This is a genomic window from Streptococcus pseudopneumoniae (assembly GCF_038148955.1).
In the GTDB taxonomy this organism is placed as follows: Bacteria; Bacillota; Bacilli; order Lactobacillales; family Streptococcaceae; genus Streptococcus; species Streptococcus pseudopneumoniae_T.
In genome coordinates, this window is record NZ_JBBJZY010000006.1 from 70,269 (window position 1) to 93,391 (window position 23,123).

The following is a 23,123-nucleotide window of genomic DNA, read 5'->3' on the forward strand; positions in this document are numbered from 1 at the left end:
GATGTTCCCATGGAAATTCCAATTAAGATCATTCAGGCAAGTCAGTCTGATTTGGCTGAGATAGAGGCAATTCAAACTTCGTCTTTTCCAGCTGAAAAGCAGCAACCTTCCCATATTTTAGAAGAAAGTATCCGTAAGTGTGCGGATACCTTTCTTCTAGCTAGGTATGAAAATCAACTTTTAGGCTATATTCTATCAAGTCCTCAGTCAGACAATCCGCAATGTCTAAAAATACACTCTTTAGTCATCGAGGCTGATCATCAGAGACAGGGCTTGGGAACACTTCTTCTTGCAGCCTTGAAAGAGGTGGCAGTTGAGCTGGATTACAGAGGGATTCGTTTGGAGAGTCCTGATGAGCTGCTTTCCTATTTTGAAATGAACGGTTTTATTGATGAAGAAACTTCCCTTTATGCAACTAGCCAGGGTTTTAGTATGATTTGGTTTAATCCCTTTTATCTGGAGGAACAATGAAAATCAGACAAGCAAAACTAGCAGATTTGGATCGGATTGTCGAGATTGAACTAGAGAATTTCTCGATAGAAGAAGCAATTCCTCGGTCTGTCTTTGAGGCGCATTTGCGAGAAATACAGACCTCTTTTCTGGTTGCAGAAAAAGAGGGCAGAATCATGGGTTATATCGAAGGGCCAGTTGGCCCCCACCGCTATCTGCAAGACCAGTCCTTTACAGAAGAAATAGAAGATTATAGTCATAATCCTGGTGGCTATATCTCTGTCACCTGTTTGTCGATTGCAAAGGAAGCACAAGGCCTTGGACTGGGTCAGAAATTGCTATCGGCCCTGAAAGAACTGGCTCTTGAATATGAGAGAGAAGGCATTAACCTAACCTGTCATGACTATCTCATCGCCTACTATGAAAAACATGGATTTGTCAACGAAGGTTTGTCCCAGTCAACCTTTGCAGGGGAAACATGGTATGATATGGTCTGGGAAGCTAATACTCTTCGAAAATCAAATTCAAACCACGTCAGCGTCGCCTTACCGTATATATGTGACTGACTTCGTCAGTCTTATCTACAACCTCAAAACAGTGTTTTGAGCAACCTGCGGCTAGCTTCCTAGTTTGCTCAGTATAAAAAATAAGCTAGGAAAAGTATCATAGGTTGCTTTTCTTGGACTTTTAAGATATAATATTATGGATTGTCAACAAGGAGGAAAAACTTTTGAGTGAAAAGTCAAGAGAAGAAGAGAAATTAAGCTTTAAAGAGCAGATTCTGAGAGATTTAGAAAAAGTAAAAGGCTATGATGAAGTTCTGAAAGAAGATGAGGCAGTAGTTCCTACTCCTGCAAATGAACCTTCAGCTGAAGAACTCATGGCTGATTCCTTGTCAGCGGTAGAGGAGATTATGAGAAAAGCTCCTGCTGCGCCTACTCACCCAAGTCAAGATGTACCAACTTCTCCAGCAGATGAGATTCAAAGAGAAACTCCTGCTGCCCCAACCCATCCAAGTCAAGATGTGCCTTCTTCTCCAGCGGAAGAAAGTGGCTCAAGACCAGGTCCAGGTCCTGTTAGACCTCACAAAGTTGAAAGAGAATATAATGAAACCCCAACGAGGGTAGCTGTTTCCTATAAGACGGCAGAGAAAAAAGCAGAACAAGCAGTTCCAGAAACACCTACGCCTGCTACAGAAACAGTGGATATCATCAGCGATACACCACGCCGTAGCCGTAGAGAAATGGACAAGCCAGTTAAAGCTAAGAAAGGGAAGAAGTCACATGTGAAAGCTTTTGTGATTTCATTCCTTGTATTCCTTGCCTTGCTCTCAGCAGGTGGTTACTTTGGTTACCAGTATGTTCAGTCATCTTTACAGCCTGTTGATGCTAATTCTAAGAAATATGTTACTGTTGGAATTCCAGAAGGTTCAAACGTTCAAGAAATCGGTACGACGCTTGAAAAAGCTGGTTTGGTAAAGCATGGTCTGATTTTTAGCTTTTATGCCAAGTATAAAAATTATACCGACTTGAAAGCAGGTTACTACAATTTGCAAAAGAGTATGAGTACAGAAGATATCATCCATGAATTGCAAAAAGGTGGAACAGATGAACCACAAGAACCTGTCCTTGCGACTTTGACAATTCCAGAAGGTTATACTTTGGATCAGATTGCTCAAGCTGTGGGTCAATTGCAAGGTGACTTCAAAGAGCCTTTGACAGCGGAGGCTTTCTTGGCAAAAGTTCAAGATGAGACGTTTATCAGTCAAGAAGTTGCCAAATATCCGAGTCTACTTGAAAGCTTGCCTACAAAGGAAAGTGGGGCTCGTTATCGTTTGGAAGGATACCTTTTCCCAGCTACATACTCTATCAAGGAAAGCACAACTGTTGAGAGCTTGATTGATGAGATGTTAGCTGCTATGGATAAGAACCTATCTCCTTACTATAGTACTATCAAATCTAAAAATTTGACGGTCAATGAGTTGTTGACCATTGCTTCCTTGGTCGAAAAAGAAGGTGCCAAGACAGAAGATCGTAAGCTCATTGCAGGTGTATTCTACAATCGTTTGAATCGTGATATGCCACTTCAAAGTAATATTGCAATCTTGTATGCCCAAGGAAAACTGGGGCAAAATATCAGTCTAGCTGAGGATGTTGCGATTGATACCAACATTGATTCACCTTATAATGTTTATAAAAATGTAGGTCTCATGCCTGGTCCAGTCGATAGTCCAAGTCTGGATGCGATTGAGTCAAGCATCAATCAAACTAAGAGCGATAACCTCTACTTTGTAGCAGATGTCACAGAAGGCAAGGTCTACTATGCTAACAATCAAGAAGACCACGACCGCAATGTCGCTGAACATGTCAACAGCAAGTTAAACCAAACAAACTAAAATTATGTGATACTTCACATAATTTTCTTTCGAAAATATCATCAGAAGAAAGTTGAGAAAAATGGCAGAAAAAACATATCCTATGACCCTTGAGGAAAAGGAAAAACTTGAAAAAGAATTAGAAGAATTGAAATTGGTTCGTCGACCAGAAGTGGTAGAACGCATTAAGATTGCCCGTTCATACGGTGACCTTTCAGAAAACAGTGAATACGAAGCAGCTAAGGATGAACAAGCCTTTGTTGAAGGACAAATCTCTAGCTTGGAAACAAAAATCCGCTATGCTGAAATCGTCAATAGTGACGCAGTTGCCCAAGACGAAGTAGCGATTGGTAAAACAGTCACTATCCAAGAAATTGGTGAGGACGAAGAAGAAGTTTATATTATCGTAGGTTCAGCAGGTGCGGATGCCTTTGCAGGTAAGGTTTCAAATGAAAGTCCAATTGGACAAGCCTTGATTGGCAAGAAAACAGGTGACACAGCAACCATTGAAACGCCTGTTGGTAGCTATGATGTAAAAATCTTGAAGGTTGAAAAAACAGCCTAAAAACAGAAAAAGGAGTGGGGAGGCTGTGCGCTTCACTCACTCCTTTTTCCATTTTAAATTGAAATTGGAGACTATATGAGTTCAAAGAAGAAAAACAAGATGGAGCGTGGTCTGACCAATCGTCACGTACAGGTTATGGCCATCGCTGGAACAATCGGAACAGGACTCTTTTTAGGAGCAGGTCGCTCTATCAGCCTAACAGGTCCTTCCATTGTACTGATTTATATGATTACTGGGGCTTTCATGTTCCTCATGATGCGTGCGGTTGGGGAAATGCTCTACCAAGATCCTGAGCAACATACCTTTATCAACTTCATCACGCGCCATTTGGGTAAGGGCTGGGGTTATTTCTCGGTTTGGTCTTACTGGCTATCTGTTGTCTTTATCGGTATGGCGGAAATCACTGCTATCGCACATTATGTGCAATTTTGGTTTCCAACTTGGCCGAGTTGGATGATTGAGATTGGATTTTTGACCATTCTAGCCTTGGTCAATCTGATTGCGGTGAAGCTCTTTGGAGAAGTTGAGTTTTGGTTTGCGATGGTCAAGATTGTGGCTATTTTAGCCATGATTGCGACAGGAGTCTTTATGGTCTTGACAGGCTTTAAGACACCTCATGGAGTAGCAAGTTTGGCCAATATCGCCGACAATTTCTCACTATTCCCTAATGGTGGAGTCAACTTTGTCATGGCCTTCCAGATGGTGTTCTTTGCCTACCTCATGATTGAGTTTATTGGGGTTACAACTTCTGAAACCAAAAATCCACGTCAGGTCTTGCCAAAAGCCGTTAAGGAAATTCCTTTGCGTATCGCCTTTTTCTACGGTGGTGCCCTCTTAGCCATCATGGCTATCATTCCTTGGCGTGAGCTTGCCTCTGCTGATTCACCTTTTGTTACAGTATTTGAATTGGCCGGTGTCAAGTGGGCAGCAGCCTTGATTAACTTCGTCGTTTTGACATCAGCAGCATCTGCCCTTAACTCAACCCTTTATTCAACAGGTCGTCACTTGTATCAGATTGCCCATGATTCGCCAAATCGCTTCCTAAAGGCTATTAAAGCAGATACCCTGTCTCGTCACAACGTGCCACAAAATGCCATCATTGCCTCAGCGATTTTGATTGCCCTAGCAGCCTTTATCAACGTCTTGCCAGGAGTTTCGGATGCCTTTGCCTTGATTACGGCATCATCATCAGGTGTCTATATCGCTATCTATATCTTGATTATGGTGGCTCACCTTAAGTATCGCAAGTCGCAGGACTTTATGGCGGATGGCTATCTCATGCCCCATTATCGTTTCCTAAATCCTTTAACCATGCTCTTCTTTGCCTTTGTCTTTGTAACCCTCTTTTTACAAGAGTCTACATTTGTCGGAGCAATTGGCTCAGCTATCTGGATTATCGGTTTCGGGATTTACAGCCAGTGGAAATTTAGAAAATAGATTTGAAACTCATCAACTTAGGTTGGTGGGTTTTTTCTAGTTTGACAGTCTATTGAAATAGGACTATAATCAAGCTGTAACAGTGTTTGAGGAGGTTTAGATGTACTTTAGATTGGAAAACAAGGAGTCTCAGAAAGCACAAGAAATTGGGAATTTGATTCGTGCTTATAACCGTTCAAAAAGAGAAGAGGCTGAAAGTGAGCCACTTAATCTTTATGTTGAAGATGAAAAGGGCAATCTCCTGGCAGGTTTGATAGCAGAGACTTTTGGAAATTGGCTAGAAATCGAGTATTTATTTGTAAAAGAGGAACTGAGAGGGCAAGGAATCGGTTCAAAACTATTGCAACAAGCAGAAACTGAAGCTAAGAATCGAAACTGTCGTTTTGCTTTTGTCAATACTTACCAGTTTCAGGCACCGGACTTTTATCAGAAGCATGGCTACAAGGAAGTTTTTACCTTGCAAGACTATCCCTACACAGGGCAAAGATTTTACTATCAAAAGGATTTGTAAGGAGAATATGAAAGTATAGAGCAAAGAGGGATTTTTCAAATCACTATGGAGGAGGTTCTCGATAGAACCTAGAAATTATGTCTTTTTAGACGATATGGAGGACAATACAATGGCAGCTGAGAAGTTGGGAATCAAGGTCTATAAGGTTAAGAAAAGAAGCAATGTTGTTGATATTTTAAAACAATTTATTTAAAGTCAAAACTCTCTATCTTTTTAGATTGACCTTAATCCGAGATTCCCTTCTCGGATTTTGTGTTACTTTCATTAAATTTACAGGCAAGGCCTCCTAGCTTCAGTAAATATACACAAGTTTTTTCAGAATAGAGTGAAATACGAAAGAAAATGGAAGTAATTTTCATTAAACGCTTCCAATGTGCAAAAAAAGTTGACAAATCGAAATTTTAGGACTACACTAAGTAAGTAAGTTTTAATTCAAAAGGAGAATTTATCATGAATTTAACATTTTTTGGTCTATGTCTTGCCTGTATGGGTGTATCCCTTGCGGAAGGCTTTTTGATGAACGGTTTGCTTAAATCTGCAGCTCGCCAACCAGATATTATTTCTGAATTGCGTAGCTTGATGATTATGGGGATTGCCTTTATTGAAGGAACGTTCTTGGTTACCCTCGTCTTTTCATTCATCATCAAATAGACAAACGGAACGAGAAGAAAAGGGAGGATTTTAGATGGAAGAAAGTATTACTCCAACCATCTCTATTGGTCCTGTTACCTTTGATTTGACCATGTTAGCCATGACCTTGTTGATTGTGGGAGTTATTTTTGTCTTTATTTATTGGGCGAGTCGCAATATGACCTTGAAACCCAAAGGAAAGCAAAATGTACTTGAGTATTTCTATGACTTTGTTATTGGATTTACAGAACCTAACATTGGTAAAAGCTACATGAAAGACTACTCGCTCTTTTTCCTTTGTCTATTTCTGTTTATGGTACTGGCAAATAACCTCGGTTTGATGGCTAAGATCCAGTCTACAGATGGAACCAATCTTTGGACATCTCCAACTGCAAATTTACAGTATGACTTGGCCTTATCATTCGGCATTATTTTATTGACACACATCGAGGGTATTCGTCGTCGTGGGATTAAAAAATATCTAAAAGCTTATATCACACCTGGCTTTATGACTCCCATGAACATCTTAGAAGAATTTACCAACTTTTTATCACTTGCCTTGCGGGTGTTCGGAAATATTTTTGCAGGAGAGGTGATGGCTAGTCTGCTGATCACTCTATCTCATCAAGCTCTCTATTGGTATCCAGTTGCTTTTGGTGCTAACTTGGCTTGGACAGCCTTTTCTGTCTTTATTTCCTGCATCCAAGCCTATGTGTTTACCATGTTGTCTTCTATGTACCTAGGAAATAAGATAAATGATGGAGAAGAGTAGAAAGGAGTAACTGATGCACGTTACAGTAGGTGAATTGATTGGTAACTTTATTTTAATCGCTGGCTCTTTTATTCTTTTGCTAGTCTTGATTAAAAAGTTTGCATGGTCTAATATTACAGGCATTTTCGAAGAAAGAGCTGAAAAAATCGCTACTGATATTGACAGTGCTGAACAGGCACGTCAAAAAGCAGAAGCCTTAGCTCAGAAACGTGAAGATGAATTGGCAGGCAGCCGCAAAGAAGCCAAGACAATCATTGAAAATGCAAAGGAAACAGCTGAGCAAAGTAAGGCTAGTATTTTAGCAGATGCTAAACTAGAAGCAGGACGCTTAAAAGAAAAAGCAAACCAAGAAATTGCTCAAAATAAAGCTGAAGCTTTACAAAGTGTTAAGGGTGAGGTAGCAGATTTGACCATCAGCTTGGCTGGTAAAATCATCTCACAAAACCTTGACGGTCATGCCCATAAAGAACTCATTGATCAGTATATCGATCAGCTAGGAGAAGCTTAATGGACAAGAAAACAGTAAAGGTAATTGAAAAATACAGCATGCCTTTTGTCCAATTGGTACTTGAAAAAGGAGAAGAAGACCGTATCTTTTCAGACTTGACTCAAATGAAGCAAGTTGCTGAAGAAACAGGTCTGCCTTCTTTTTTAAAACAAGTGGCAGTAGACGAGTCGGATAAGGAAAAAACAATTGCTTTTTTCCAAGATTCTGTGTCACCTTTAATACAAAACTTTATCCAGGTTCTGGTCTACAATCACAGAGCGAATCTTTTCTATGATGTACTTGTAGATTGCTTGAACCGACTTGAAAAAGAAACAAATCGATTTGAAGTGACGATTACTTCTGCTCATCCTCTAACAGATGAACAAAAGAGTCGCTTGCTCCCTTTGATTGAGAAAAAAATGTCTCTGAAAGTAAGGAGTGTAAAAGAAGAAATCGATGAAAGTCTCATTGGTGGTTTTGTCATTTTTGCCAATCACAAGACAATTGATGTGAGTATTAAACAACAACTTAAAGTTGTTAAAGAAAATTTGAAATAGAAAGTGGTGTTCTTTTGGCAATTAACGCACAAGAAATCAGCGCTTTAATTAAGCAACAAATTGAAAATTTCAAACCCAATTTTGATGTGACTGAAACAGGTGTTGTAACCTATATCGGGGACGGTATCGCGCGTGCTCACGGCCTTGAAAATGCCATGAGTGGAGAGTTGTTGATTTTTGAAAACGGCTCTTATGGGATGGCTCAAAACTTGGAGTCAACAGACGTCGGTATTATCATCCTTGGTGACTTTACAGATATCCGTGAAGGTGATACAATCCGCCGTACAGGTAAAATCATGGAAGTCCCAGTAGGAGAAAGTCTGATTGGTCGTGTTGTGGATCCACTTGGTCGTCCAGTTGACGGTCTTGGAGAAATCCACACTGATAAAACTCGTCCAGTTGAAGCGCCAGCTCCTGGTGTTATGCAACGTAAGTCTGTATCAGAACCATTGCAAACTGGTTTGAAAGCTATTGACGCCCTTGTACCGATCGGTCGTGGTCAACGTGAGTTGATTATCGGGGACCGTCAGACAGGGAAAACAACCATTGCGATTGATACAATCTTGAACCAAAAAGGTCAAGATATGATCTGTATCTATGTTGCGATTGGACAAAAAGAATCAACAGTTCGTACGCAAGTAGAAACACTTCGTCAGTACGGTGCCTTGGACTACACAATCGTTGTGACAGCCTCTGCTTCACAACCATCTCCATTGCTCTTCCTAGCTCCTTATGCTGGGGTTGCCATGGCGGAAGAATTTATGTACCAAGGCAAGCATGTTTTGATCGTTTATGATGATTTATCAAAACAAGCGGTAGCTTATCGTGAACTGTCTCTCTTGCTTCGTCGTCCTCCAGGTCGTGAAGCCTTCCCAGGGGATGTTTTCTACCTTCACAGCCGTTTGCTTGAGCGCTCAGCTAAAGTTTCTGATGAACTGGGTGGTGGATCAATTACAGCCCTACCATTTATCGAGACACAAGCAGGAGATATCTCTGCCTATATCGCAACCAACGTGATTTCTATCACTGATGGACAAATCTTCCTTGGCGATGGCCTCTTCAATGCGGGGATTCGTCCAGCCATCGATGCGGGTTCATCTGTATCACGTGTAGGTGGTTCTGCACAAATCAAAGCCATGAAGAAGGTTGCTGGTACACTTCGTATCGACCTTGCTTCATACCGTGAGTTGGAAGCCTTCACTAAGTTTGGTTCTGACTTGGACGCAGCAACACAGGCTAAGTTGAACCGTGGCCGTCGTACAGTTGAAGTTTTGAAACAACCTGTTCACAAACCATTACCTGTTGAGAAACAAGTAACCATTCTTTATGCTTTGACACATGGTTTCTTGGATACTGTTCCAGTAGATGACATCGTTCGTTTCGAGGAAGAGTTCCATACCTTCTTTGATGCTCAACATCCAGAGATTTTAGAAACCATTCGTGATACAAAAGACTTGCCAGAAGAAGCAGTCTTGGATGCTGCGATTACAGAGTTTCTCAATCAAACCAGCTTCCAATAAGAATAGAGGTGTCAGATGGCAGTATCTCTAAATGATATTAAAACAAAAATCGCCTCAACAAAAAATACGAGTCAAATCACTAATGCCATGCAAATGGTATCGGCTGCTAAGCTAGGTCGCTCTGAAGAAGCTGCACGCAACTTCCAAGTATACGCTCAAAAAGTTCGCAAGCTCTTGACAGATATTCTTCATGGTAATGGAGCTGGTGGTTCAACTAATCCCATGTTGATTAGCCGTCCTGTGAAGAAGACAGGCTATATCGTCATCACTTCAGATCGCGGTTTGGTTGGAGGTTATAATTCTTCTATTCTGAAAGCTGTTATGGAGTTGACGGAAGAATACCACCCAGACGGTACAGGTTTTGAAATGATCTGTATCGGTGGAATGGGAGCTGATTTCTTTAAGGCTCGTGGTATTCAACCACTTTATGAACTACGTGGCTTGGCAGACCAACCTAGCTTTGATCAAGTTCGTAAGATTATTTCAAAAACTGTTGAAATGTACCAAAATGAACTTTTTGATGAGCTTTATGTTTGTTACAACCACCATGTCAATACCTTGACAAGCCAGATGCGTGTGGAACAAATGCTCCCAATTGTGGATTTGGATCCAAATGAAGCGGATGAAGACTACAGCTTGACTTTTGAATTGGAAACCAGCCGAGAAGAAATTTTGGAGCAGTTGTTGCCACAGTTTGCAGAAAGTATGATTTACGGTGCTATTATCGATGCTAAGACAGCTGAAAATGCTGCGGGTATGACAGCCATGCAAACAGCGACAGATAATGCTAAAAAAGTCATCAATGATTTGACAATTCAGTATAACCGTGCCAGACAGGCGGCGATTACACAAGAAATTACAGAAATCGTAGCAGGAGCTAGTGCCTTAGAATAGGCTCTAGTCCAGCTCGTATGAAAATGAACTTAGGACCTAGTTGAACTAGGAACCGACAGTATCTTATATAGAATAGGAGAAGGAGATGAGTTCAGGTAAAATTGCTCAGGTTATCGGTCCCGTTGTAGACGTCTTGTTTGCAGCAGGGGAAAAACTTCCTGAGATTAACAATGCACTTGTCGTCTACAAAAATGACGAAAGAAAAACAAAAATCGTCCTTGAAGTAGCCTTGGAGTTAGGAGATGGTATGGTCCGTACTATCGCCATGGAATCAACAGATGGGTTGACTCGTGGAATGGAAGTATTGGACACAGGTCGTCCAATCTCTGTACCAGTAGGTAAAGAAACTTTGGGACGTGTCTTCAATGTTTTGGGAGATACCATTGACTTGGAAGCTCCTTTTACAGAAGACGCAGAGCGTCAGCCAATTCATAAAAAAGCTCCAACTTTTGATGAGTTGTCTACCTCTTCTGAAATCCTTGAAACAGGGATCAAGGTTATCGACCTTCTTGCCCCTTACCTTAAAGGTGGTAAAGTTGGACTTTTCGGTGGTGCCGGAGTTGGTAAAACTGTCTTGATCCAAGAATTGATTCACAATATTGCCCAAGAACACGGTGGTATTTCAGTATTTACTGGTGTTGGGGAACGTACTCGTGAGGGGAACGACCTTTACTGGGAAATGAAAGAATCAGGTGTTATCGAGAAAACAGCCATGGTATTTGGTCAGATGAATGAGCCACCAGGAGCACGTATGCGTGTTGCCCTTACTGGTTTGACAATCGCTGAATACTTCCGTGATGTAGAAGGCCAAGACGTGCTTCTCTTTATCGATAATATCTTCCGTTTCACTCAGGCTGGTTCAGAGGTATCTGCCCTTTTGGGTCGTATGCCATCAGCCGTTGGTTACCAACCAACACTTGCTACGGAAATGGGTCAATTGCAAGAACGTATTACATCAACCAAGAAGGGTTCTGTAACCTCTATCCAGGCTATCTATGTGCCAGCGGATGACTATACTGACCCAGCGCCAGCAACAGCCTTCGCTCACTTGGATTCAACAACAAACTTGGAACGTAAGTTGGTACAATTGGGTATTTACCCAGCCGTTGACCCACTTGCTTCAAGCTCACGTGCTCTAGCACCTGAAATCGTTGGAGAAGAGCACTATGCAGTTGCTGCAGAAGTAAAACGTGTCCTCCAACGTTACCATGAATTGCAAGATATCATTGCTATCCTTGGTATGGATGAGCTTTCTGATGAAGAAAAGACCTTGGTTGCTCGCGCCCGTCGTATCCAGTTCTTCTTGTCACAAAACTTCAACGTTGCGGAACAATTTACTGGTCAGCCAGGTTCTTATGTTCCAGTTGCTGAAACTGTTCGTGGCTTTAAGGAAATCCTTGATGGTAAACACGACCACTTGCCAGAAGATGCCTTCCGTGGTGTAGGTTCTATCGAAGATGTGATTGCCAAAGCTGAAAAAATGGGATTTTAAGAGGTGATCTATGGCTCAGTTAACTGTCCAGATCGTGACACCAGATGGCCTCGTCTATGATCACCATGCCAGCTATGTATCGGTTCGAACTCTGGATGGTGAGATGGGGATCTTGCCACGACATGAAAATATGATTGCGGTTTTAGCAGTTGATGAAGTAAAGGTAAAACGTATTGATGACGAAGATCACGTGAACTGGATTGCAGTAAACGGCGGTGTTATTGAAATTGCCAATGATATGATCACAATTGTCGCTGACTCTGCAGAACGTGCTCGTGATATCGATGTCAGTCGTGCAGAACGTGCCAAACTTCGTGCAGAACGTGCAATTGAAGAAGCACAAGACAAACACTTGATTGACCAAGAACGTCGTGCGAAGATTGCACTGCAACGTGCCATTAACCGTATAAATGTCGGAAATAGACTATAATACTCTTCGAAAATCAAATTCAAACCACGTCAACGTCGCCTTGCCGTACTCAAGTACAGCCTGCGGCTAGTTTCCTAGTTTGCTCTTTGATTTTCATTGACTATAAGAAAAAATGAACTTGAAAATCCAAGTTCATTTTTTATGTTTTATTAAGGAGCAAAACGGATGCAGACTGCTTCGGGAACATGGAAGTCGTTGGAGAGTTCTGCTAGACGGCCATTGTCACAATTACGTTTAAAGACAGTTGCATTGTCAGAGTCTTGGTGGACAACAATAAGAAATTTTTGGTCAGGTGTCAAATCAAAATCACGTGGAGTCTGACCATGTGTTGGAACGATTTCTAATAACTCTAAGCTACCGTCCGCAAGGATTGTATATACTGCGATAGAATCATGACCACGGTTAGAAGCATAGAGGTACTTACCGTCTTTAGAGAGACGAATAGCAGCGGTTCCATTAAAGCCTTCGTAAGCTTCTGGTAAAGTTGAAATGACCTGCATGCGTTCAAATTCGCCAACACCATCGTAAATTAAAACCTCGATAGTACTATTGAGTTCACAAATCAGATAAGCAATTTTATAGTGGTTATGGAAAACGATATGGCGTGAGCCTGCGCCTGGCTGGCTATGGTAGGTATAGAGCTTAGATAATTTCCCTTCTTGATTAAGGTCATAAGTGATGACTTGGTCAGTACCCAAATCACAGGTCACTAGATAGTGGTCAGGTGTTAAATCTGTAAAGTGAACGTGGGGAGAAGCTTGATTTTCATGTGGGCCTTTGCCACTGTGTTGATCCACATCACTAAGTAGGAGACTACCGTCTTCCTGACGTTTATAAACAAGTACCTGTCCTTTATGGTAGTTGGCTGCATAGACCAAATCACGCTTTTCATCAACGACAACATAACAGTGGGGAGCTCCTTCTTCCACGACATGATTTAATAAAGTCCCGTCAGTTTGATAGGCTGCAATTCCCCCCCTATCGTCTTGACTACCAACGGTGTATAAATGTTGGTGCTGGTCAAAGGCAAGGTAGGTTGGACTTGGCTCAGCTGCAAAAAGTTCTAGGTTTGAAAGCTGACCAGTTTCTGTATCAAAGTCAGCCTTGTAAATCCCTTGGGAAGTACGACGTGTATAAGTTCCAAAATAAACAGTTTCTTTCATAACGTTACCTCTATATAAAGATAAGACTATTATATCACAAAAACAAGCCAATTAAAGACATCCAATTAGATGTAAGCACTTTAAAAAATAATTGATTGGTTTTTTGAAAAATATAATAATATTGAGATTGTTTTCCTTACTTTTCTTCTTAAAAGTGCTATAATGAACTCATAAAATGTTTAAAGGAGTCCTTACTATGAAAAAACGAGTTTTTCTAGCAGCTGGTGTAGCTATACTCTCGGCGGCTATGCTAGTAGCGTGTTCAACAGGTGGTAAAGATGCTACTAAACCTGTTACCTATACCTATGTCTTCTCTACAGATCCTACGACTCTGGATTATACAGTTTCTGGAACTGCTAGCACTAAACAAATTACAGGTAATGTTATTGACGGTCTACTTGAAAATGATCAATATGGAAATCTAATTCCATCAGTTGCAGAAGATTGGACTGTTTCAAAAGATGGTTTGACCTATACCTATAAAATCCGTCAGGGTGTCAAATGGTATACCAATGAAGGCGAAGAGTATGGTGAAGTCAAAGCTCAGGACTTTGTAACTGGTCTGAAGCACGCAGCTGATAAAAAATCACAGGCTCTTTATCTGGTTCAAGACTCAGTTCAAGGTTTGGACGATTATGTCAATGGAAAAACAACAGATTTCTCTACTGTTGGTGTAAAAGCGACAGATGATTATACGGTTGTTTACACTTTGAACCATCCAGAATCTTTCTGGAATTCTAAGACAACAATGGGCGTTCTTGCCCCAATTAGCGAGGACTTTTTGGCTTCTAAAGGAGATGACTTTGGGAAGGCGACTGATGTAACAAGCATTCTTTATAATGGTGCCTACCTCCTCAAGGGATTGACATCTAAATCTTCCATTGAGATGACCAAAAATCAAAACTATTGGGATAAGCAAAATGTCTTTATTGATGATATTAAATTATCTTTCTTTGATGGTCAAGACGCCGATTCTCTTGGACGTGGCTTTGATGAAGGACATTATCCAGCGGCGCCTCTCTTTAAAAATTCTGCCAATTATGAACGTCTAAAAGAAAAATACAAGGATAATATTGTATATGGTCCACAAAGAGGTGGCGTATTCTATATGTCTACTAATATTGATCGTGTAGCTTATAACCATACTGCTAAAACAAGTGATGCGGAAAAATCATCCACTAAAAAGGCTTTGTTGAATAAAGATTTCCGTCAATCCTTGGCTTTCGCTGCAGATCGTACCGCTGCAGTATCTCAAGTATTTGGGGACGAAGTGGCACCTCGTAAATTACGTACAAGTTTTACCCCTCCAACATTTGTCCAAGTTGGAGAGCAGTCATTTGGGCAAGTAGCTAAGGCAGAACTGGATAAGTTAGATGATGTATGGAAAGATGTCAGTCTTGATGATGCCCAGGATTCACTCCATAATGTAGACAAGGCTAAAGCTAAATTTGAAGTTGCTAAGAAAACACTTCAAGCCGATGGAGTACAGTTCCCCGTTCATTTAGACCTTCCAGTTTCCTCTACTCAGACAGATTTTATTCGTCAAGCCCAATCTTATAAACAATCCATTGAGGAAGCCTTAGGCTCTGAAAATATAGTGATTGACATTCAACAAGTTTCTGATGATGAATTGGGAAATATGACAGTATTTGCAACATCGACTAACAATACTGATTGGGATATCAATGTAAATAGTGGTTGGAGTCCTGATTATGCAGATCCATCAACCTATTTAGATGTATTTGATCCAACATCTGGTCCAACTCTTCTAGGAGCACTTGGTGTAGCACCAGGTACAGATAATCCGGCAATCAAAGCTGTTGGTTTAGATAAGTTTAAAGAGTTAATTACGGATGCTAGTGGTGAGAAAATAGATCTGCAAAAACGTTATTCTAAATATGCTAAAGCACAAGCTTGGTTAACAGATAGTGCCTTGGTTATTCCTGTACACTCAGATGGTGCCCAAATGCTAATAACGAAGAAAGTTCCAGGTAGCGGTGCAGGTGGTTGGGTAGGTGATAAGACAAGTGAAAACAGCTACAAGTACCAAAAATTACAAGACAAGATTGTAACGTCTAAAGAAATGGATGACTTCCGCAAGAAATTTGCTGATGAAAAAGCCAAATCAAATGCTGATTATCAGAAGAACTTAGACCGTCATATTCAAGACTAATCGAATCTCCTCTTTTGAGGGGATTTTTTATATCGCTGTCTCCATGTAATACTCAATGAAAATCAAAGAGCAAACTAGGAAGCTAGCCGCAGGCTGTACTTGAGTACGGCAAGGCGAAGCTGACGTGGTTTGAATTTGATTTTCGAAGAGTATAAGCACTTAAAAAAAGAGTTATTTTACTTCAAAAATGGTATAATGAGAGAACGATAGAAAGGAAGTATTTATGGAGCAAAAAGAGAAACATTTTAGCCTATCTTGGTTTTTCAAGTGGTTTTTAGATAACAAAGCCATTACGGTATTTTTAGTAACCTTATTATTGGGACTCAATCTGTTTATTTTAAGTAAGATTAGTTTTCTATTTTCACCTGTTTTAGACTTTTTAGCAGTTGTGATGTTGCCGGTCATTCTATCTGGCCTGCTATATTATTTATTGAATCCCATTGTTGATTGGATGGAGAAGCATAAGGTTAATCGTGTTATAGCTATCACTATTGTCTTTGTTATTATCGCTCTCTTTATCATTTGGGGTTTGGCAGTCGCCATTCCAAATCTGCAACGCCAGGTTTTGACCTTTGCAAGAAACGTTCCTGTTTACTTAGAAGATATAGATAGGATTGTTAATGGATTGGTAGCCCAGCACCTGCCAGATGATTTCAGACCTCAGTTAGAGCAAGTTTTGACAAACTTCTCAAGTCAGGCTACAGTTTGGGCGAGCAAGGTTTCATCTCAGGCAGTTAACTGGGTGAGTGCATTTATTAGCGGGGCATCTCAAGTGATTGTTGCCTTGATTATCGTTCCGTTCATGCTCTTTTATCTCTTGCGTGATGGGAAAGGCTTGCGTAACTATTTGACCCAATTCATGCCTACGAAATTGAAAGAACCTGTTGGACAAGTTTTATCAGATGTGAATCAACAGTTGTCCAACTATGTTCGAGGGCAAGTGACAGTAGCTATTATTGTAGCAGTAATGTTTATGATCTTCTTCAAGATTATCGGTCTACGCTATGCGGTTACGCTGGGTGTTACTGCTGGTATTTTAAATCTGGTTCCTTATCTTGGTAGCTTCTTAGCTATGCTTCCTGCCCTAGTATTGGGCTTGATTGCTGGACCAGTTATGCTGTTAAAAGTGGTGATTGTCTTTATCGTAGAACAAACTATTGAAGGACGTTTTGTCTCTCCATTGATTTTGGGAAGTCAATTAAACATCCATCCCATCAATGTTCTCTTTGTCTTGTTGACTTCAGGATCCATGTTTGGTATTTGGGGAGTTTTACTCGGTATTCCAGTTTATGCCTCTGCTAAGGTTGTCATTTCAGCGATTTTTGAATGGTATAAGGTAGTCAGTGGCCTATATGAACTAGAGGGAGAGGAAGTCAAGAGTGAACAATAGTCAACAGATGTTGCAGGCTTTGGAGGAACAAGATTTAACTAAGGCTGAGCATTATTTCGTCAAAGCGTTAGAAAGTGATTCAAGTGACCTTTTGTATGAGTTAGCCACTTATCTAGAAGGAATTGGTTTCTATCCTCAGGCTAAGGAAATTTACCTGAAAATTGTAGAGGATTTCCCAGAGGTTAATCTAAATCTAGCAGCAATTGCTAGCGAGGATGGTCAAATCGAAGAAGCCTTTGCTTACCTAGAAGAAATTCAACCTGACAGTGACTGGTATGTTTCGGCTTTGGCTCTGAAAGCAGACCTCTACCAGCTGGAAGGTTTGACAGATGTTTCGCGTGAGAAATTGCTGGAGGCATTGACTTACTCAGAGGATCCTCTCTTGATATTGGGCTTGGCGGAATTGGATAGTGAGTTGGAAAATTACCAAGAGGCCATTCAGGGCTATGCCCAGTTAGATAATCGCTCGATTTATGAGCAGACAGGGATTTCCACCTATCAACGAATTGGTTTTGCCTATGCTCAGTTAGGGAAATTTGAAACGGCCATAGAGTTTTTAGAAAAAGCTCTGGAGTTAGAATATGATGACCTAACAGCTTTTGAGTTAGCCAGCCTTTACTTTGATCAAGAAGAATACCAAAAAGCTGTCCTATATTTTAAGCAGATCGATACCATTTCTCCTGACTTTGAAGGATATGAGTATGGCTACAGTCAGGCCTTACATAAGGAACATCAAGTTCAAGAAGCTCTGCGTATCGCTAAGCAAGGCCTAGAGAAAAATCCCTTTGAAACGCGTCTCTTACTGGCTGCTTCACAATTTTCTTATGAATTGCATGATGCTAGTGGGGCAGAAAATTATCTTCTTACTGCAAAAGAAGACGCTGAGGATACAGAAGAAATCTTGCTTCGTTTGGCCACTATTTATCTGGAGCAGGAGCGTTATGAGGATATTCTAGACTTGCAGAGCGAGGAGCCAGAAAACCTTTTGACCAAGTGGATGATTGCTCGTTCCTATCAAGAAATGGACGATTTGGATACTGCCTATGAGCATTACCAAGAGTTGGCAGGAGATTTGAAGGACAATCCAGAATTTCTGGAACACTATATCTATCTCTTGCGTGAATTAGGCTATTTTGAAGAAGCAAAAGTCCATGCTCACGCTTACTTAAAACTAGTTCCAGATGATGTTCAAATGCAAGAACTGTTTGAGAGATTGTAAAAATGTTTAAACATATAGAACTGTAGTTTATCTCTTTTGATAGCTACGGTTTTTATTTGTATATGATAGAATTTTTTTACAAAAATGGTTGGTTATTTTGTTTATTCATGCTATAATAGGAACAATTACTTTTAGGAGGTGCAGTATGTCTTATTTATTTGAGATATTACCGAGTTTACTGAATGGTGCGAGCACGACTGTACAGGTCTTTGCACTGGTCTTGCTATTTTCGATTCCTTTGGGCGTTTTGATTGCCTTTGCCTTGCAAGTCCATTGGAAGCCCCTCCATTATCTGATTAACATTTACATCTGGGTTATGCGAGGAACTCCCTTACTCTTGCAACTGATTTTTATTTATTATGTGCTCCCAAGTATTGGGATTCGTTTAGATCGCCTTCCTGCTGCCATTATTGCCTTTGTTCTCAACTATGCAGCTTACTTTGCAGAAATTTTCCGTGGGGGAATTGACACTATTCCAAGAGGACAGTATGAGGCTGCCAAGGTCTTGAAGTTTAGCCCTTTTGACACAGTGCGCTATATTATCTTGCCCCAAGTGACCAAGATCGTTCTTCCTAGTGTCTTTAATGAAGTTATGAGTTTGGTCAAGGATACGTCTCTGGTCTACGCTCTAGGGATTTCAGACCTTATCTTGGCTAGTCGAACAGCTGCCAACCGTGACGCCAGTCTAGTTCCCATGTTCTTGGCAGGTGCCATTTACTTGATTTTAATTGGGATTGTGACAATTATTTCCAAAAAAGTTGAGAAGAAGTATAGTTATTATAGATAGGAGGCTGCCATGTTAGAATTACGAAATATCAATAAGAAATTTGGAGACAAACAAATTCTGTCTGATTTCAGTCTAAGTATTCCTGAAAAGCAAATCCTGGCTATCGTTGGACCTTCTGGTGGAGGTAAGACGACCCTCTTACGTATGCTTGCAGGTCTGGAAACCATTGATTCAGGGCAAATCTTTTATAATGGACAACCTTTAGAACTGGATGAGTTGCAGAAGCGGAATCTACTAGGATTTGTCTTCCAAGATTTTCAACTGTTCCCTCATTTATCAGTTCTGGACAATTTGACCCTATCGCCTGTGAAGACCATGGGAATGAAGCAGGAGGAGGCTGAGAAGAAGGCGCGTGGTCTCTTGGAACAGTTAGGACTAGGAGGACACGCAGATGCTTATCCATTCTCACTATCTGGTGGGCAAAAGCAGCGGGTGGCCTTGGCGCGTGCTATGATGATTGACCCAGAAATCATTGGCTACGATGAACCAACTTCTGCCCTGGATCCAGAATTACGTTTGGAAGTGGAGAAGCTAATCTTGCAAAATAGGGAACTTGGGATGACACAGATTGTGGTAACCCACGATTTGCAGTTTGCTGAAAATATCGCAGATGTATTATTGAAAGTAGAACCTAAATAGGAGGAAAAATGGATGAAAAAATGGATGCTTGTATTAGTCAGTCTGATGACTGCTTTGTTCTTAGTAGCTTGTGGGAAAAATGCTAGCGAAACTAGTGGAGATAATTGGTCTAAGTACGAGTCTAACAAGTCTATTACTATTGGATTTGATAGTACATTTGTTCCAATGGGATTTGCTCAGAAAGATGGTTCTTATGCAGGATTTGATATTGATTTAGCTACAGCTGTTTTTGAAAAATACGGAATTACGGTAAATTGGCAACCGATCGATTGGGATTTGAAAGAAGCTGAATTGACAAAAGGAACGATTGATCTGATTTGGAATGGCTATTCCGCTACAGATGAACGCCGTGAAAAGGTGGCTTTCAGTAACTCATATATGAAGAATGAGCAGGTATTGGTGACCAAGAAATCATCTGGTATCACGACTGCAAAGGATATGGCTGGAAAGACATTAGGAGCGCAAGCCGGTTCATCTGGATATGCGGACTTTGAAGCAAACCCAGCGATTTTAAAGGATATTGTTGCTAATAAGGAAGCGAATCAATACCAAACCTTTAATGAAGCCTTGATTGATTTGAAAAACGATCGAATTGATGGTCTATTGATTGATCGTGTCTATGCAAATTATTATTTAGAAGCAGAAGGCGTTTTAAACGATTATAATGTCTTTACAGTTGGACTAGAAACAGAAGCTTTTGCGGTTGGAGCACGTAAGGAAGATACAACTCTGGTTAAGAAGATAAATGAAGCTTTTTCTAGTCTTTACAAGGACGGCAAGTTCCAAGAAATCAGCCAAAAATGGTTTGGAGAAGATGTAGCAACCAAAGAAGTGAAAGAAGGACAGTAAGATAAAATAGTGAATGAGACTGCGTTTTGATTAGCAAAACGTAGTTTTTTGTAATCTAGGAAAACGATAATAGCGATTGAATCTGGATAATTGAATATGGAATAGCCCACTGTGATTTCTAAAACATTGTTAGAAATCGATTTGACTGTCCTGATCGATTTGTTCTATTATTATTTTATTTTACTACAACTGTTTCAGGGACAATAAAACGCATAATATCAAGGTTTTTGCACCTTACATTATGCGTTTTTGTAATTTTAAGACTTGTTAGCTGATTTTTTACAATCCTGCGAAATCTTTGATTTCTTGTGCTGACATTGAAGAGTCACAACGGACATTGATTTGTCCATCTGCAATGTGAACAAAGCCTGGTACAGTTGGGATTCCGTAGCGTGAGCGGAATGATTGCAACTCATTGAGTTGGCTTGCTTCTTCACTGTTGATGAAGTAGATGTGAGCTTTAGTTTCAGCTAAGACACCTGCCAATGTACCTGCGAATTTACGGCAGTAAGGGCAAGTTTTGCGACCGATAAAGAAGGTTGCAGTTTCTTTTTTATCAAGAGCTTCTTGCGCACGCGCAACTGTAGTGACTTCAAGGTCTTTGATGTTTTCTAAAAATTGTTCCATGAGATTACCTCGCTTTCATTGATATGTCTAGTATGCCATAAAGTTTCTAAAATTGCTTAGATTTGATACGAAAAAAGATGAGATTGGTTTGTCTCATCTTTTATAGGACTTTATTTTACAAAAGCATTGATTTCTGCTTCGATGTTAGCAATTTTAGCTTGTGATTCTTCGTTGGTTTCACCTACAACTGCAATGTAGAACTTGATTTTTGGTTCTGTACCTGAAGGGCGAACGGCAATCCATGAACCATCAGCAAGTGTGTATTTCAAAACATCACTTGGAGGAGTTGTCAAGTTTGTAACAGTTCCGTCAGCAGCAGTAGCAGTTTGAGCTTTGAAGTCTTCTACGACAGTGATAGCTGTTGCGTTCCATTCTTTTGGAGCATTGTTGCGGAATTTAGCCATAATCGCTTTGATTTGTTCAGCACCATCGACACCTGAAAGGGTAACAGAGATAGTTTTTTCTGCGTAGTAGCCGTATTCTTTGTAGATTTCTTCGATACCGTCAGCAAGTGTCAAACCACGTGAACGATAGTAGGCAGCAAGTTCAGCAACGACAAGAACAGCTTGGATAGCGTCTTTATCACGTACGAATGGTTTAATCAAGTAACCGAAGCTTTCTTCAAATCCCATCATGTAAGTGTGATTGTGTTTTTCTTCGAATTCTTGGATTTTTTCAGCGATGAATTTGAAACCTGTCAAAACGTTGAACATGGTTGCGCCGTAGCTTTCAGCGATTTTCGTTACCAAGTCAGTTGATACGATAGATTTACATAGGGCTGCATTTTCAGGAAGAGTTCCAGCATTTTTGTGGGCTTCCAAGATGTATTTAGCCATGATAGCACCGATTTGGTTACCTGAAAGGTTGAGGTAGCTACCATCTTTTTGAAGAACTTCAACGCCAACACGGTCAGCATCAGGGTCAGTTGCGACAAGAACATCTGCACCAACTTGACGACCAAGTTCTTCAGCAAGTGCAAAGGCTGCTTGGCTTTCTGGGTTTGGAGATTTAACAGTTGAGAAGTCAGGGTCAGCAGTTGCTTGCGCTTCAACAACTTGAACAGAGTCAAATCCAGCTTGGGCAAGAGCACGACGAGCCAACATTTCACCAGTACCATGAAGTGGTGTGTAAACAATCTTCATGTCTTTACCGAATTCTTCAATCAAGGCTGGGTTGATGTTGACATCTTTAACTTCTTTGAGGTATTCTACGTCAACAGCTTCGCCGATAACTTCAATCAAGCCAGAAGCTTTTTCAGCTTCCACATCAGCAACTTCAACTGCAAATGGGTTTTCGATTGCACGGATATAAGTAGTCAAAGCGTCTGCGTCGTGTGGAGGCATTTGTCCACCGTCTTCACCGTAAACCTTGTAACCGTTAAATGGAGCAGGGTTGTGGCTGGCTGTGACCATAATACCTGCGAAACAGTTGAGGTGACGAACTGCAAATGAGAGTTCTGGAGTTGGACGAAGGCTTTCAAATACATAAGATTTGATGCCGTGTTTAGCAAGAACTGCCGCAGATTCAAAGGCAAACTCAGGTGAGAAGTGACGGCTATCGTAGGCGATTGCGACACCACGTTCTTTTTCGTTTCCACCTTTTGACTCAATCAAACGAGCCAAACCTTCAGTAGCTTGGCGAACAACGTAGATGTTGATGCGGTTTGTACCAGCACCAATCAAGCCACGCATACCTGCAGTACCAAATTCAAGATTTGTATAGAAGGCATCTTCCTTTGTTTTTTCATCCATATTTTCCAAATCTTGACGAAGGTAGTCAGGAAGCTCCGCAAAATCAACCCATTTCTGGTAATTTTCTTGGTAAGACATTAAAATTCTCCTTTATTTTTAAAACATTTAATCAGTTTGATTATATCATTTTTTTTAGTTTTAGTAAAACCTTATCTGCTTCGAAAATCTCTTCAAACCAGGTCAGATTGAACTTGGGGTTTATATGATGTTGAGGCTAGGAAAAATTCAATTTCAGTAAAAAAGTAAGTCTTCTCATAATAAAACATTGATACCAAACGTTTTATTATGAGAAGACTTTTACCCAGCATCTTTATACACAACCTCAAAACAGTGTTTTGAGTAATCTGTGACTAGACGTTTAGTTCTAAGAATGACATCTTGACTAGCTGGTTTTCTTGACAGTTAT

The 23,123-nt window shown here is 40.6% G+C and carries 23 protein-coding genes; 20 read left to right on the forward strand and 3 right to left on the reverse strand.

All coding sequences use genetic code 11. The features are described from left to right. The first annotated feature begins 9 nt into the window (after window positions 1–9). From WKI23_RS03520 to WKI23_RS03585, 14 genes are all read left to right on the forward strand, one after another. Window positions 10–471, forward strand: coding sequence for a GNAT family N-acetyltransferase (locus WKI23_RS03520; protein WP_368078968.1), 462 nt, complete (start codon window positions 10–12; stop codon window positions 469–471). Then, on the forward strand, window positions 468–1,016 hold the full coding sequence (locus WKI23_RS03525) for an N-acetyltransferase (protein WP_368078969.1): 549 nt from the start codon (window positions 468–470) through the stop codon (window positions 1,014–1,016). The genes WKI23_RS03520 and WKI23_RS03525 overlap by 4 nt, the downstream gene beginning before the upstream one ends. 164 nt (window positions 1,017–1,180) lie before the next feature. Beyond that, a complete protein-coding gene (gene mltG / locus WKI23_RS03530) occupies window positions 1,181–2,845 on the forward strand; it encodes an endolytic transglycosylase MltG (protein ID WP_368078970.1) in 1,665 nt (554 codons plus the stop codon). A 61-nt stretch (window positions 2,846–2,906) separates the two neighbouring features. Further along, on the forward strand, window positions 2,907–3,389 hold the full coding sequence (greA, locus tag WKI23_RS03535) for a transcription elongation factor GreA (RefSeq protein WP_000818760.1): 483 nt from the start codon (window positions 2,907–2,909) through the stop codon (window positions 3,387–3,389). Between the two features lie 75 nt (window positions 3,390–3,464). Beyond that, window positions 3,465–4,826 carry an amino acid permease gene (locus tag WKI23_RS03540; protein WP_173262165.1) on the forward strand — a complete coding sequence of 454 codons (1,362 nt, stop codon included), beginning with the start codon at window positions 3,465–3,467 and terminating at the stop codon, window positions 4,824–4,826. Window positions 4,827–4,926: 100 nt separating this feature from the next. Further along, window positions 4,927–5,337 carry a GNAT family N-acetyltransferase gene (locus WKI23_RS03545; RefSeq protein ID WP_368078971.1) on the forward strand — a complete coding sequence of 137 codons (411 nt, stop codon included), beginning with the start codon at window positions 4,927–4,929 and terminating at the stop codon, window positions 5,335–5,337. Between the two features lie 450 nt (window positions 5,338–5,787). Next, a complete protein-coding gene (locus WKI23_RS03550) occupies window positions 5,788–5,988 on the forward strand; it encodes a F0F1 ATP synthase subunit C (protein WP_175880936.1) in 201 nt (66 codons plus the stop codon). Window positions 5,989–6,022: 34 nt separating this feature from the next. Further along, on the forward strand, window positions 6,023–6,739 hold the full coding sequence (atpB, locus tag WKI23_RS03555) for a F0F1 ATP synthase subunit A (protein WP_175880935.1): 717 nt from the start codon (window positions 6,023–6,025) through the stop codon (window positions 6,737–6,739). A gap of 13 nt (window positions 6,740–6,752) precedes the next feature. Beyond that, window positions 6,753–7,247, forward strand: a complete 495-nt coding sequence (gene atpF / locus WKI23_RS03560; RefSeq protein WP_175880934.1) for a F0F1 ATP synthase subunit B — start codon at window positions 6,753–6,755, stop codon at window positions 7,245–7,247. Beyond that, complete coding sequence (locus WKI23_RS03565) at window positions 7,247–7,783, forward strand: F0F1 ATP synthase subunit delta (protein ID WP_368078972.1); 537 nt, start codon at window positions 7,247–7,249, stop codon at window positions 7,781–7,783. Before atpF ends, WKI23_RS03565 begins: the two co-directional genes overlap by 1 nt. 14 nt (window positions 7,784–7,797) lie before the next feature. Then, window positions 7,798–9,303 carry a F0F1 ATP synthase subunit alpha gene (atpA, locus tag WKI23_RS03570; protein ID WP_125456593.1) on the forward strand — a complete coding sequence of 502 codons (1,506 nt, stop codon included), beginning with the start codon at window positions 7,798–7,800 and terminating at the stop codon, window positions 9,301–9,303. A gap of 15 nt (window positions 9,304–9,318) precedes the next feature. Beyond that, the gene (locus tag WKI23_RS03575) at window positions 9,319–10,197 is read left to right on the forward strand and encodes a F0F1 ATP synthase subunit gamma (protein ID WP_368078973.1); all 879 of its coding nucleotides are present in this window, start codon (window positions 9,319–9,321) and stop codon (window positions 10,195–10,197) included. 85 nt (window positions 10,198–10,282) lie between these two features. Continuing rightward, window positions 10,283–11,689 (forward strand): F0F1 ATP synthase subunit beta, encoded by a 1,407-nt coding sequence (atpD, locus tag WKI23_RS03580; RefSeq protein ID WP_000094357.1) that lies wholly within the window; start codon window positions 10,283–10,285, stop codon window positions 11,687–11,689. Window positions 11,690–11,699: 10 nt separating this feature from the next. Next, the gene (locus tag WKI23_RS03585) at window positions 11,700–12,119 is read left to right on the forward strand and encodes a F0F1 ATP synthase subunit epsilon (protein WP_119947746.1); all 420 of its coding nucleotides are present in this window, start codon (window positions 11,700–11,702) and stop codon (window positions 12,117–12,119) included. Between the two features lie 149 nt (window positions 12,120–12,268). Here WKI23_RS03585 and WKI23_RS03590 read toward each other — a convergent pair whose 3' ends face one another. Then, window positions 12,269–13,282, reverse strand: a complete 1,014-nt coding sequence (locus WKI23_RS03590; RefSeq protein WP_368078974.1) for a lactonase family protein — start codon at window positions 13,280–13,282, stop codon at window positions 12,269–12,271. Between the two features lie 196 nt (window positions 13,283–13,478). On the opposite strand from WKI23_RS03590, the gene WKI23_RS03595 reads away from it, so the two are divergent. The 6 genes from WKI23_RS03595 (at window position 13,479) to WKI23_RS03620 (ending at window position 20,339) form a co-directional block, all read left to right on the forward strand. Then, the gene (locus tag WKI23_RS03595; protein ID WP_368078975.1) at window positions 13,479–15,455 is read left to right on the forward strand and encodes a peptide ABC transporter substrate-binding protein; all 1,977 of its coding nucleotides are present in this window, start codon (window positions 13,479–13,481) and stop codon (window positions 15,453–15,455) included. A 223-nt stretch (window positions 15,456–15,678) separates the two neighbouring features. Then, on the forward strand, window positions 15,679–16,845 hold the full coding sequence (locus tag WKI23_RS03600; RefSeq protein WP_368078976.1) for an AI-2E family transporter: 1,167 nt from the start codon (window positions 15,679–15,681) through the stop codon (window positions 16,843–16,845). After that, window positions 16,835–18,064, forward strand: a complete 1,230-nt coding sequence (locus WKI23_RS03605) for a tetratricopeptide repeat protein (RefSeq protein ID WP_368078977.1) — start codon at window positions 16,835–16,837, stop codon at window positions 18,062–18,064. The genes WKI23_RS03600 and WKI23_RS03605 overlap by 11 nt, the downstream gene beginning before the upstream one ends. A gap of 145 nt (window positions 18,065–18,209) precedes the next feature. Next, a complete protein-coding gene (locus tag WKI23_RS03610; protein ID WP_000120831.1) occupies window positions 18,210–18,851 on the forward strand; it encodes an amino acid ABC transporter permease in 642 nt (213 codons plus the stop codon). Window positions 18,852–18,860: 9 nt separating this feature from the next. Beyond that, on the forward strand, window positions 18,861–19,490 hold the full coding sequence (locus tag WKI23_RS03615; protein ID WP_368078978.1) for an amino acid ABC transporter ATP-binding protein: 630 nt from the start codon (window positions 18,861–18,863) through the stop codon (window positions 19,488–19,490). Window positions 19,491–19,502: 12 nt separating this feature from the next. Next, window positions 19,503–20,339 carry an amino acid ABC transporter substrate-binding protein gene (locus WKI23_RS03620; RefSeq protein ID WP_061438856.1) on the forward strand — a complete coding sequence of 279 codons (837 nt, stop codon included), beginning with the start codon at window positions 19,503–19,505 and terminating at the stop codon, window positions 20,337–20,339. 279 nt (window positions 20,340–20,618) lie between these two features. Here WKI23_RS03620 and WKI23_RS03625 read toward each other — a convergent pair whose 3' ends face one another. Both WKI23_RS03625 and WKI23_RS03630 read right to left on the reverse strand, forming a co-directional pair. Further along, complete coding sequence (locus WKI23_RS03625; protein ID WP_368078979.1) at window positions 20,619–20,966, reverse strand: thioredoxin; 348 nt, start codon at window positions 20,964–20,966, stop codon at window positions 20,619–20,621. A 110-nt stretch (window positions 20,967–21,076) separates the two neighbouring features. Further along, window positions 21,077–22,795 carry a phospho-sugar mutase gene (locus tag WKI23_RS03630; RefSeq protein WP_000121686.1) on the reverse strand — a complete coding sequence of 573 codons (1,719 nt, stop codon included), beginning with the start codon at window positions 22,793–22,795 and terminating at the stop codon, window positions 21,077–21,079. Window positions 22,796–23,123: the final 328 nt, after the last annotated feature.

Bases quoted from the DNA above. Each gene is read 5' to 3' on its own strand.
- atpD (WP_000094357.1), top strand. From the start codon at position 10,283: ATGAGTTCAGGTAAAATTGCTCAGGTTATCGGTCCCGTTGTAGACGTC.
- WKI23_RS03615 (WP_368078978.1), top strand. From the start codon at position 18,861: ATGTTAGAATTACGAAATATCAATAAGAAATTTGGAGACAAACAAATT.
- WKI23_RS03600 (WP_368078976.1), top strand. From the start codon at position 15,679: ATGGAGCAAAAAGAGAAACATTTTAGCCTATCTTGGTTTTTCAAGTGG.
- WKI23_RS03565 (WP_368078972.1), top strand. From the start codon at position 7,247: ATGGACAAGAAAACAGTAAAGGTAATTGAAAAATACAGCATGCCTTTT.
- atpF (WP_175880934.1), top strand. From the start codon at position 6,753: ATGCACGTTACAGTAGGTGAATTGATTGGTAACTTTATTTTAATCGCT.
- WKI23_RS03630 (WP_000121686.1), bottom strand. From the start codon at position 22,795: ATGTCTTACCAAGAAAATTACCAGAAATGGGTTGATTTTGCGGAGCTT.
- WKI23_RS03545 (WP_368078971.1), top strand. From the start codon at position 4,927: ATGTACTTTAGATTGGAAAACAAGGAGTCTCAGAAAGCACAAGAAATT.
- WKI23_RS03585 (WP_119947746.1), top strand. From the start codon at position 11,700: ATGGCTCAGTTAACTGTCCAGATCGTGACACCAGATGGCCTCGTCTAT.
- WKI23_RS03575 (WP_368078973.1), top strand. From the start codon at position 9,319: ATGGCAGTATCTCTAAATGATATTAAAACAAAAATCGCCTCAACAAAA.
- WKI23_RS03590 (WP_368078974.1), bottom strand. From the start codon at position 13,282: ATGAAAGAAACTGTTTATTTTGGAACTTATACACGTCGTACTTCCCAA.
- greA (WP_000818760.1), top strand. From the start codon at position 2,907: ATGGCAGAAAAAACATATCCTATGACCCTTGAGGAAAAGGAAAAACTT.
- WKI23_RS03540 (WP_173262165.1), top strand. From the start codon at position 3,465: ATGAGTTCAAAGAAGAAAAACAAGATGGAGCGTGGTCTGACCAATCGT.
- WKI23_RS03525 (WP_368078969.1), top strand. From the start codon at position 468: ATGAAAATCAGACAAGCAAAACTAGCAGATTTGGATCGGATTGTCGAG.
- WKI23_RS03625 (WP_368078979.1), bottom strand. From the start codon at position 20,966: ATGGAACAATTTTTAGAAAACATCAAAGACCTTGAAGTCACTACAGTT.
- WKI23_RS03620 (WP_061438856.1), top strand. From the start codon at position 19,503: ATGAAAAAATGGATGCTTGTATTAGTCAGTCTGATGACTGCTTTGTTC.
- atpB (WP_175880935.1), top strand. From the start codon at position 6,023: ATGGAAGAAAGTATTACTCCAACCATCTCTATTGGTCCTGTTACCTTT.
- WKI23_RS03610 (WP_000120831.1), top strand. From the start codon at position 18,210: ATGTCTTATTTATTTGAGATATTACCGAGTTTACTGAATGGTGCGAGC.
- WKI23_RS03550 (WP_175880936.1), top strand. From the start codon at position 5,788: ATGAATTTAACATTTTTTGGTCTATGTCTTGCCTGTATGGGTGTATCC.
- WKI23_RS03595 (WP_368078975.1), top strand. From the start codon at position 13,479: ATGAAAAAACGAGTTTTTCTAGCAGCTGGTGTAGCTATACTCTCGGCG.
- WKI23_RS03520 (WP_368078968.1), top strand. From the start codon at position 10: ATGGAAATTCCAATTAAGATCATTCAGGCAAGTCAGTCTGATTTGGCT.